The organism is Allobosea sp. TAB14 (assembly GCF_052113865.1).
GTDB lineage: Bacteria > Pseudomonadota > Alphaproteobacteria > Rhizobiales > Beijerinckiaceae > Allobosea > Allobosea spartocytisi.
In genome coordinates this window covers 1-10,290 of record NZ_JBFRDQ010000151.1, presented here as the reverse complement: position 1 = coordinate 10,290, position 10,290 = coordinate 1, and the positions used below count along the sequence as shown (strand labels likewise).

At 67.9% G+C, this 10,290-nt stretch carries 11 protein-coding genes; 5 read left to right on the top strand and 6 right to left on the bottom strand.

Features of this window, described 5'->3' with window-relative positions:
- Window positions 1–118 precede the first annotated feature (118 nt).
- From AB4Y99_RS20340 to AB4Y99_RS20325, 4 genes are all read left to right on the top strand, one after another.
- The gene (locus AB4Y99_RS20340) at window positions 119–1,549 is read left to right on the top strand and encodes a DUF2336 domain-containing protein (RefSeq protein ID WP_441524591.1); all 1,431 of its coding nucleotides are present in this window, start codon (window positions 119–121) and stop codon (window positions 1,547–1,549) included.
- Window positions 1,550–1,671: 122 nt separating this feature from the next.
- Complete coding sequence (locus tag AB4Y99_RS20335; RefSeq protein ID WP_441524590.1) at window positions 1,672–2,169, top strand: MaoC family dehydratase; 498 nt, start codon at window positions 1,672–1,674, stop codon at window positions 2,167–2,169.
- A 5-nt stretch (window positions 2,170–2,174) separates the two neighbouring features.
- Entirely contained in the window at window positions 2,175–3,053 is an 879-nt protein-coding gene (locus AB4Y99_RS20330) for an HpcH/HpaI aldolase/citrate lyase family protein (RefSeq protein ID WP_441524589.1), read from the top strand.
- 19 nt (window positions 3,054–3,072) lie between these two features.
- A complete protein-coding gene (locus AB4Y99_RS20325) occupies window positions 3,073–3,285 on the top strand; it encodes a heavy-metal-associated domain-containing protein (RefSeq protein ID WP_441524588.1) in 213 nt (70 codons plus the stop codon).
- A 65-nt stretch (window positions 3,286–3,350) separates the two neighbouring features.
- Here AB4Y99_RS20325 and AB4Y99_RS20320 read toward each other — a convergent pair whose 3' ends face one another.
- Both AB4Y99_RS20320 and AB4Y99_RS20315 read right to left on the bottom strand, forming a co-directional pair.
- Window positions 3,351–3,956, bottom strand: coding sequence for a flavin reductase family protein (locus AB4Y99_RS20320; RefSeq protein WP_441524587.1), 606 nt, complete (start codon window positions 3,954–3,956; stop codon window positions 3,351–3,353).
- Window positions 3,957–3,960: 4 nt separating this feature from the next.
- Complete coding sequence (locus AB4Y99_RS20315; RefSeq protein WP_038358413.1) at window positions 3,961–4,530, bottom strand: nitroreductase family protein; 570 nt, start codon at window positions 4,528–4,530, stop codon at window positions 3,961–3,963.
- Between the two features lie 103 nt (window positions 4,531–4,633).
- Between AB4Y99_RS20315 and AB4Y99_RS20310 the strand changes: the two genes are divergently transcribed.
- Window positions 4,634–5,593, top strand: coding sequence for a hypothetical protein (locus AB4Y99_RS20310; RefSeq protein WP_441524586.1), 960 nt, complete (start codon window positions 4,634–4,636; stop codon window positions 5,591–5,593).
- A 58-nt stretch (window positions 5,594–5,651) separates the two neighbouring features.
- Here AB4Y99_RS20310 and AB4Y99_RS20305 read toward each other — a convergent pair whose 3' ends face one another.
- The 4 genes from AB4Y99_RS20305 to AB4Y99_RS20290 form a co-directional block, all read right to left on the bottom strand.
- Window positions 5,652–6,356 carry an SGNH/GDSL hydrolase family protein gene (locus AB4Y99_RS20305; protein WP_441524585.1) on the bottom strand — a complete coding sequence of 235 codons (705 nt, stop codon included), beginning with the start codon at window positions 6,354–6,356 and terminating at the stop codon, window positions 5,652–5,654.
- Between the two features lie 47 nt (window positions 6,357–6,403).
- Entirely contained in the window at window positions 6,404–7,639 is a 1,236-nt protein-coding gene (locus AB4Y99_RS20300; protein WP_441524584.1) for an OpgC family protein, read from the bottom strand.
- A gap of 441 nt (window positions 7,640–8,080) precedes the next feature.
- On the bottom strand, window positions 8,081–8,695 hold the full coding sequence (locus AB4Y99_RS20295) for a GDYXXLXY domain-containing protein (RefSeq protein ID WP_441524583.1): 615 nt from the start codon (window positions 8,693–8,695) through the stop codon (window positions 8,081–8,083).
- Window positions 8,695–9,984: a DUF2157 domain-containing protein gene (locus AB4Y99_RS20290; RefSeq protein ID WP_441524582.1), complete on the bottom strand. Its 1,290-nt coding sequence runs from the start codon at window positions 9,982–9,984 to the stop codon at window positions 8,695–8,697. The genes AB4Y99_RS20295 and AB4Y99_RS20290 overlap by 1 nt, the downstream gene beginning before the upstream one ends.
- Between the last annotated feature and the right edge of the window lie 306 nt (window positions 9,985–10,290).

Here is a 10,290-nt window from a genome sequence, read left to right as displayed (position 1 = left end):
CGCCGGCGCCTATCTGCGCTCCAGCCTCTCGCCGGAGGATCGCGCCGAGGCCGAGACGGCCCTGATCGCGCTGATCGACGATCCCTCGCCGTTGGTGCGGCGGGCCATCGCCGAGGAGATGGCGCCTTCGCCGCATACGCCGCGCAATCTCGCGCTCGGGCTGATCGCGGACCAGAGCGATGTCGCGGCCCTGATGCTGGCGCATTCCCCGGTGTTCACCGAGGCGGATCTCGTCGATGCGGCGGCCGTCGGTGACCTGCTCGCCCAGCGCGCCGTCGCCATACGCCGTTGCCTGCCCGCGGGCGTGGCCGCAGCTCTGGCCGAGGTCGGCGGCGAGGAAGCACTCCTGACGCTCGCCAATAACCGTACGGCCGAGATTCCCGATTTCTCCTTCGAGCGGATGATCGAGCGCTGCGGCGACAATGGCGCCCTTCGCGAGGCGCTGCTGGAGCGGCCCGCGCCTGGCCTTGCCGGCAGCCTGCGCGGAGCCCGTCGCCGGCAAGGCAAGATCAGCCGGGCGGGTGGGCGGCAGCGGCGCGGCCATCGCCCTGCCCTGACCGCCGGCGTCGCCGGAGCGCGCGCCGTCCACGGCAGCCGAGGATGCCGCGTCGCTCTTGACGCGTGGGAAATAACGCTCGCCGCTGTCCAGCGCGGCCGTCCGGGTGCCGTTGGCGCGCGGCGACGTCCAGAGATTGGCGACGGCCTTCGAGACGGGCTCACGCGAGCCCCCGGTCGAGAACAGCCCGATCAGCCCATGCGCGCGGCCTGGCTGCAGCGCCGCCGCGATCTCGGCGACCGGCGTCTCCTCCGTCGTTGCGTTGCCGCTCGTCGTCGATGCCGCTGCAAGCTGGGTGCTGGCATGGCTCGCCGCCAGCACGCCATAGACCTCCTGGACGCTGCGTGCCCGGCCGGCCTTGTCGTAGAAGATGCCGCGATTGGCCGCGGCGGCCTCGGGAAAGTCGCGCGCCGCAATGCGGCTCGGATCGCTCGCGGCCGCCCGGATCAGATCGGATGCGCCGCGCGCGCCCAGCACATGGGCCATGTAGAGCTCGCCCGCCTGCGGCTGGCGCCCGAGCGCGCCAGCGAGCTGGTCGCGGTTCTTCTGGGTCAGCGCACCCGCCATGACGGCGGAAACCTGGGGGTCGTTGCGCAATTGCAGGATCTTCTCGCGCAGCGCCGGGTCGGCGACGGTCAGCCGGCCGCCACTGTCGTTGATGGCGTCGGCGTAGTTCTGCAGGCCCTGCTTCGGCCCCTCCTGCTTCACCATCGACAGCCAGGTCTGCTCGATGAACTGAAACAGGCCGGTCGCGCTCGAGGATTTCGCCTTGGCGTCCGGTGTCAGCGACGATTCCCGCTGCGCCGTCTTGAGCAGATAGTCGAAGCCCGCGCCGGTCCGATCCGCGCCCTCGCGAATGGCGCTGACGACCGGGTTGGCGGCGGGCTGGGTCTCGCGGCTCGGCGGCGTGGTGAAAAGGAACATCGACGGTCTCGGGCGCGGCTCGCCGCGAGGCTGCGGGGACGCGCCACAAGATTGCCTCCATTATGGTAAGCGAAGGGTTAAGGCCGCCCGCCGTTCCTTAACGCCGCCGCTTTCCGCTTCCCTCTCCGCGGAACGCGCTTTACCACTTTCGCGCCGGCTCAATGCTGGCTTTGTGAATGCGGAGAAGGTCGATGGCAGAACTGGAGCGTCACAAGCGCGGCGGGATCTATTTCGAGGACTTCCAGATCGGCGCTGTCATCGAGCACCGCCTGACGCGGACCGTCACGCAGATGGACAACATGCTGTTCTCCAACATGACGCTGAACCCGCAACCCCTTCATATCGATGCGCATTTCTGCGCGACCGAAACGGAGTGGGGCAAGCCGCTGATGAACTCGCTGTTCACGCTCGGGCTGATGATCGGTATCTCCGTGAACGACACCACCGTCGGCACCACCATCGGCAATCTCGGCATGACCGACGTCACCTTCCCCGCCCCGCTCTTCGAGGGCGACACGGTGAATTGCACCACCGAGATCGCCGCCAAGCGCGAGTCGCGCTCGCGCCCCGATGCCGGGATCGTCGAGTTTCTTCACAAAGCCTACAAGCAGGACGGCACGCTGGTCGCGCAGTGCCGCCGCCAGGCCTTCATGCGCAAGCGCCCCRCCCCCGCCACGATCGCGGTCTGACGCGGATGCGCTCGCTCCTGTTCGTGCCGGGTGACAGCCCGAAGAAGCAGCAGAAGGGTCTGGAGAGCGGCGCCGACGCGCTGATCCTCGACCTCGAGGACTCCGTCGCGCTCGACGCCAAGCCGCAGGCCCGCATCATCACGCGCGACTTCCTGCAGGCGGCCCGCGCCCTGCCGAAGCGCCCCTTGCTGATCGTGCGGATCAACGGCCTCGCCAGCGGCATGRGCGACGCCGATCTCGACGCGGTCATGCCCGGCGCGCCGGATGCGATCATGCTCCCGAAATCGGAAGGCGGCATCGATGTCGGCCACCTCGCCGCCAGGATCGCGGTGCGCGAGGCGGAAGCCGACCTGCCCGACGGCGCGACCGGCATCCTCCCGATCGCGACCGAGAACGGCAAGGGCATCTTCGGGCTCGGCACCTATGCCCGCGCCTCGCACCGCCTGCTTGCGCTGACCTGGGGCGCCGAGGACCTCTCCGCCGATCTCGGCGCCGAGACCAACCGGCTGCAGGACGGCTCCTATACCGATCCCTACCGCCTCGCCCGCGCCCTCACCCTGTTCGGCGCCAGCGCCGCGCAGATCGATGCGATCGACACCGTCTTCACCAATTTCCGCGACGATGCGGGATTGCGGGCCGAATGCCTCGCGGCACGGCGCGACGGCTTCACCGGCAAGATGGCGATCCACCCGGCGCAGGTTGCCCCCATCAACGAGGTTTTCGCGCCCTCGCCCGAAGCTCTCGCCAGGGCCGAGCAGATCATCGCGCTCTTCGCCGCCAATCCAGGCGCCGGCGTGATCGGGCTCGATGGCGAAATGCTGGATCGTCCCCATCTCATCAGGGCGGAGCGTCTGAAGGCCCGCGCTCAGAAACTGGCTGAATGATGTGCCGGAGGCGATTCCAATGACTCAGGTTTTCGAGGTATCGGGCATGCATTGCGGCGGCTGCGCCTCGCGCGTCCAGCGCGCGGCGATGACGCTTTCACCCGGCGCGACGGTGACGCTGGAGCCGCCGCGCCTGACGCTCCCGGAAGGCGCCGGCCTCGACGCCGAGACGATCAATCGCGCGCTCGCCGAGCTCGGCGACTACCGGGTCAAGGGACCGCTGGCGGGCTGAAGCCGGCGGCCACGGGGCGTCATGCTCGGGCTCGACCCGAGAATGACGGCAGCCCAACGACCGCCCTACCCGCCCGCCGGCCGCTGGAGCGAGAACACGCTCGTCACCTCGGCATAGTCGGCATAGCCGCAGCGCGCGATCGGATTGGCTCCGGCCGTGTCGAAGCGCCCGTCCTTGACGAAGGCATCGTCGATGAAGATGCCGAGGACCTGGCCGATCACCATCCAGCGCGGCACGTCGTTGCCGTCGATGTCGCGCAATTGCTGGATCGAGACGGATCTGCATTCGAGCGCAGCCGGCGTGCCCGCGACCCGCGGCGGCTTGACGAAGCGGGACGGCGCCATCTCCAGCCCGGCATGAGGGTATTCGCTCTGCCCGCGCGGCAGCGGCGCCGAGGTCAGGTTCATCTGCTGCATCAGCGCGCCCGAGACGAGCGAGCAGGTGAACTCGCCCGTTTCCTCGATGAAGCTCACCGCGTCCTTCTTGTTCTCCGAGGAGAACATCACGAGGTTCGGCCGCGAGGAGATCGCGTTGAAGAAGCTGTAGGGCGAGAGATTGACCTCCCCCTTCGCGCTGAGCGCCGTGATCCAGCCGATCGGCCGCGGCGCGACGATGGCCTTGAACGGATCATGCGCGAAGCCGAGATCCTCCCGCGTCGCCGAGTAGATCATCGCGTCAGGCTCCGTAATAGCTGATGATGTCCGCCATCACCGGCCGATCGCGATCGGTGATCGGCGCCGTCGGCGTGCCGATATGGACGAAACCGGCCATGCGCTCGTCCGCGGCGAGGCCGAATGCCGTCAGCACCTCGCGGTCGAACGAGAACCAGTTCGTCAGCCAGGAGCCGGCATAGCCCTTGGCATAGGCGGCGACGAGCAAGGTCATGCAGACGGCGCCGGCCGACAATTCCTGCTCCCAGAGCGGGATCTTGGCGTGCTCGCGCGCCCGCGACACCACCGCGACGATCACCGGCGCATGGGTCAGGCGCTTGCGCTCGAATTCGACCTGGTCCGCGCTGGCCTGCGGGTTGCGCTCGCGGAAGACCCGCGCGACGACATCGGCCGCCTTCTCGCGCGCCTCGCCCGCGAAGACGATGAAGCGCCAGGGCACGAGCTTGCCATGGTCGGGTACCCGCGCGGCGATGGCGAGAAGCTCGCCGAGTTCGGCACCCTCGGGTCCGGGAGCGGCGAGGAACTGCGGCGGCACCGAGCGACGCAGCTTGAGCAGGGAGAGCGTATCGGTCATGAAACATCCGGGCTATGGCGATGGTCGAGACCTATGCCTTCGCCATGATGAGGACAAGCGAGCCTGCTCATACATCGCCGCAAGGGCTCTAGGGACGAAAAGCATGTTTGAATTGGATGGCTTTGAAGCTGGCCGCCGCAAGATCGGCGGGCTCTGCCGCTTCGCGGCCTTGCTCGTGCCTGCTCTCGCCTTCGCCCAGCTTGCTCTGGCCCAGGTAACCTTGGCCCAGGCTCCGGCCCCGGCTCCCGCCGTCGACACCATGCCCCCGCCGGCCGCCCAGAGCGTGCAGGACCAACCCGGCGCGCAGGCCGCCGTCGCCCGCCTCTCTGTCTCCGCCCAGTTTGCCAGCGATCGCAAGCCGATCCGCTCCGGCCTGAACTGGCGCATCCTGAGCGAGACGGCGGACGGCTCGGCCCCGCGCATCGTCGCGCGCTCCACCGACGCCACGCCGAACTTCATGCTTCCGCCGGGCAACTACATCGTCCACGCGGCTTACGGCTTCGCCAGCGGCACCAAGCGGATCAGCCTCGGCTCCCAGGGCGTCAACGATCAGGTCCAGATCAGCGCCGGCGCGCTGACGCTGGCCGGCTCGATCGGCGATGCGCCGATTCCGGCCGGGCTGCTCTCCTTCCAGGTCTTCGTGCCCCTCCAGGGCAATTCGGAAGGACGCCTCGTGACCGGCGAGGCCAAGGCCGGCGACCTCATCCGCCTGCCCGAGGGGACCTATCACGTCGTCTCGACCTATGGCGATTCCAACGCCATCCAGCGCGCCGATGTCCGCGTCGAGACCGGCAAGGTCACCGATGCGACGCTGCATCACCGCGCCGCCAAGGTCACGCTGAAGCTCGTCGCAACGGCAGGGGGAGAAGCCTTCGCCGGCACCGCCTTCAGCGTGCTGACGCCGGGCGGCGACGTCATCCGCGAGGCGATCGGCGCCTTCCCGCAGGTGATCCTCGCCGAGGGCGATTATGTGCTGATCGCCCGGCAGGAGGGGCAGGTCTATTCGCGCGATTTCAAGGTCGAGTCCGGCATCGACCGCGATATCGAGGTGCTGGCCAAATAGCGCGCTTGCCGTTGCCCGCCGGAACCTGCCGACTTCGCCCTCGAAAGGCAACGCGCCCTCAGTCGACCGTTTCGGCTTTCTTGCTGACAGTGCGGATTCGAATGTCCCCCACGGCCGCGACGATGCCGTCGGCGATGCGCGAGGCGAGGCAGCGATAGCCGGCATCGACGAGATGCAGCCCATCCATGCCGACGAGTTCCTCTTCGGTGAACTGCTTCGAGCGCGACCAGCCCTTCATCATCGCATAGCGCGGGAACAAGGCGGCTCCCTGCTGCTCCGCCGTCTTCGTCAGCACGGCCCGATAATCGTCGAGTTGCGGATAGCGCTCCTCCCGAGGCAGCCACGGCAGATCCATCAGGATCATGTCGATGCCGGCGGCGCGGGCCTTGGYGATGCCCTTGCGCAGGATCTTGGTCAGCTTTTCCGTGCCGATGTCGCGGATCGCGTCGTTGACCACCGTCTGCCAGATCACGATCGAGGGCTTCTCCTCGATCACATCGGTATCCATGCGCAACAGCATGTCATAGGCCGACTGGCCGCCCACGCCCTTGTTGAGAACCCGGACTTCGGCTCCCGGCAGGCGCCGGCGCAGTTCCGTCTGCAGAACGAAGGGATAGCTCCTGTCCTCCGCGCTGGCGCCCGAGCCGGCCGTGGTGGAGGAGCCGAGCGCGACGACGGTGAGCCGTCCCGTCTCCTGCATCGCCTTGCGGGCCGCCGGAAGCACCGGCTGGAACGCCTGCATCGCGCCGGCGCGGCAGCGCATATCGACGGAGGCAGGCGAAACGGGAGGAGCGGCCAGCGCGAGCGAGGTCAGCGCGAAGAGAAAGATGGCAGCCGCGCCTGTGCGCTGGATGCCACGCCGGGAGCCTTGGCAGGCTCCGCGCGCTGATCGCGACTCGTGATCGAACGGTACCACGACAGGAAAATCCCTAGCCCTGTCAAGAGTGTAACCCCACCGGCGCAGAGCAGCAACTGGACGTCCAGGGCAAAAGACGTTTCCGCCAGCACGATCTGCCCGATGATCGCAAGTACGATACCAACGCAGAAGACATGCAGCGAGTTGCGTCCCGAGCAAGCCAACGCCCGCCCGACGGCCGAGCGCGTGAGCATGCCGCCGGCCGGCAGCCAGCGGATGACGAGCCAGGCCAGAGCTCCGAGATGGAAAAGTCGGCTCCAGGCGAGATTGGTCTTGTCGGAGCCGAGCTGAACGGAATCGAACCAGTCGTTCAGCAGGGCGATGCCCGTCGGGTTGCCCGTCGGGATCTTCACCAGCCAGGCGAAGAGGAGGAAGGCGACGGCCGCCGCATCGAGCCAGCGCAGCCGTGGCATCGTGACCCCGAGCTGCACCGAGCGGCCGAGAATGACGCCGAGCGTGAAGATCACCTGCCAGGCGAAGGGGTTGAAGAACCAATGGCCGCCGGAATTCGGCAAATGCAGATCGAGCGCCAGCGCCACCTGCCAGATCGCCAGCGAGCAGAACAGCGTCAGCGCCGGGCTGAGGCRCACGCCGTAATAGATCGCCGGAAACAGGGCCAGCAACACGATGTAGAGCGGAAGGATGTCGAGATAGGAGGGCTGGTAGGTCAGCGTCAGCGCGCCGATCAGCGCTTCTCCCGTGTCGCGGAAGAAGGGCTGGATGTTGATCGCCTCGATGTAGAGCGGGTTCTGGGTCTGCGTCACCGCGACCGCGATCACGCCGCAGACGAGGATGAACACCGCCAGATGGGCGATGTAGAGCGTCCAGAGCCGGCCGCCGAGCTTCAGCGCCGCAATTGAGAAGCCGCGCGTTTCGATCAACCCGCCATAGGCGAAGGTCGCGGAAACGCCGGCCAGGAGCACGAAGGCGTCGGCCGCATCGGAGAACCCGAAATTGTTCGGCATATAGGCCGAAACCACGTTCCCCGGCATGTGGTTGATGAAGATGATCAGCAGCGCGAGCCCGCGCACCATGTCGATCCGTGTATCGCGCCCCGCCGCACGAAGCGCTCCGCCTTCGGCTGGACGGCCGAACAGCATGAAGCGCTTGAATGACGAGTCTAGGGACACGAAAGGCAGTCCTCTGGCAGGCTCTGTCGGTCGGGAAGGGAAACGCCCGCTCCGGGCGGCCGGTTCCATCCCACCGACGGGAAGATGAACGTCATCTGCAGAATCCGTTCATCTGCCGTTCATATAACTCGGCATGCCGGGCGTCACGCGGCGCAATGTCACAACCCCGTGTGACGCAGGCGGCCGCAGGAAATTGCATCTCTGCGGCTGGAACATGGCGATCGAGAAACTGTGAGGATCGCGTGGCGCATCGGCCAGAAAAGCGGAATGCGATTTTCGGAGAAAGACGCAGCAAAAACAAAGGCCTACAGCATCGGACTGAATACGATTCCGTAGCTCACCGCACGCCCCGCCGGGCGCAATCGCAGCAACCATGCCTGCGTTGTCGCGCCGGATCTTTCCAAAAGGCGGATCCGGCTTTCGGTCCGCTGCTATGGCGCCTCAATAAGGCGGTTCGGCATAGACCGGCTTGCCGTCGATCAAGAGCCGCTTGATCGCGGCTTGCCCCGAGGCCGAGACGGCCGCGACGACCTCGACGCGGGCCTTGTCGGTCGTCTCGATCGCCTTGCCCTCGCCCTGCGGCACGAAATAGCTCTCGATGCCATAGGCGATGCGCAGCCGCCGGCGGTCGCCGGAGCAGTCGAACTCCCCGGCATCGTTCAGCGCACAGGCGCTGGTCGAGGTCACGCGGCCGGCGATCACAACCGTGTCACCGCTGGTCGCGGGCCGGTCGCGCGATACGCCGGCGGCGCGCGCGAAGCCCTCGCCGTCACGCCTGAGCGTGACATAGACGGTCTCGCCGCGCGTATAGCCGGCACCGTCCTTGCCGGTGTCGACCACGCTGATCGGATAGGCCAGCACGACATAGTCGCCACGGAACAGGTCGCGCGGATCGACCGGCACGGTGCGCAGGCGGATTTCCGTTCCGCTGCTCAGGATGCCGGCCCGCTGCTGCACCAGCGCAAGCAGCCCGAGCGCCAGCAGCAGCGCGGTCGCCACGGCCCGCCAGAGCAGCGGCACCTTTGCAGCGATCGCATCGACGGAGAGCGCACGCATCACGCGGCCTCCCCGGTCGGGCCGTTGAGCCTGGCGAACAGCCGCCGCGCGCCCCAGGCTGTGACGAGCAGCGCGGCGCCGGCCAACAGGAAGAACAGCGATTGGTCGAGCAGCGTGCCGATGGTCTGCCAGAGCAGGATCAGGATGGCGACGCCGAACAGGATCGAGCCCGCCGTCAGAATGCGCCGGATGCCGCCGGCCGCGCCAGCGATGACCAGCGCCGTCGCCGCCAGGAGCACGAGGCTTGCCACCGCGATCTTGCCGGGCATGCCGGAGACGCGGTCGCTCCAGAACAACACCGGCACCAGAAGCGCCAGCAGCAGCCCCGCCGCCAGCGGCCAGGCGAAGCGCCGCTCGCGCGCGATCGCACCCAGCAGGACGCTCACCGGAACGGCCGCGGCATAGGCGTAGAACACGAACAGGAAGGCGTGCCCCGCCCGCGCCTCACTCGCATCGAGAATGCGGGCCAATTCGCTATTGAGCACGATCACGAGGCCGATCAGCCCCCAGGGCAGGCAGGCCGTCAGAAGCGCCGGCCCGCCCCGGTCGAGCGCAAGGGCGCCCAGGGCGACGAAGGCGACGGAGATCGCAAGCCCATAGGCCAGCAGGCCATAATCGAAGGAGTTCAGGAGCCACTGTCCCGGCGCCATGCCGAGCCAGAAGGCCGCTGCGAGCACGGCAAGGTGGTGCACCAGCCGGTTACCGCGGGAGAGCGCGATCCAGAGCGCCGGCAGATAGAGTGCGAAGAAGCCGTAATGCATCCCGCTGGCCGCCTCGTCCCAGCGCCCGCCGCTCCAGGCGCAGAGCGCGACGAAGGCGATCGCCAGCGCCCCGTTCGAGCGCATCAGGAAGGCCGCGACCAAGGCGCCGAGCGCGACCAGCATCGCGCCGCCCGGCCAGTCCGCCGGCAGATGGTACATCTGCCCGACGAGCGCGAGCCCGGCGCCGAAGATCAGCACGCCGCAGGTCGTCGCGGCATCGGCCCCGCCGGTCGAGCCGGCCTTCTGCAGGCGATAGGCGACGGCGAAGGCGACCGCGATGCCGGCGAGGATCATGGCGAGCTTGACGAGGCGCGGAATCGCCTCCCAGTTCGCCGCGACGAAGGCGGCGACGGAGGAGGCGATCAAGAGCCCGCCGAACAGCCCGAGCAGGGCCGGCAGGCGGAAGCCCGCATGTTCGCGGGCGACGTCGCGCCTGATGGCACTGGCGCCGTCGGGCGTGATCCAGCCTTCGTGAGCCCAGCGGATCAGGTCGGCTTCGAGCCGTTTGCGGTAGGAACCGGTCAGCATTGCCTGCTATCTGCCATGAGCTCGCGGGCTTTTACCAGAGGCGGCCAAGGCAAGCCGTCATTTCTCCGAAACCGTCATTCTCGGGCGAAGCAAAGCTTCGACCCGAGAATCCCGTGCAGGATGAGACGCTCTTCCGCCCCGAGATGCTCGGGTCAAGCCCGAGCATGACGAGAATGCCTCAGGCCGCGCGCGCCTTTTGCCTGCGCACCAGATCCGGCGCCAGCGCTTCCTGCGTCAAGGCGGCGATCGCCTCCGACAACGGCATCACCGTCTGCGCCTGGCTGCCGAGGCGGCGGAGCGTCACGG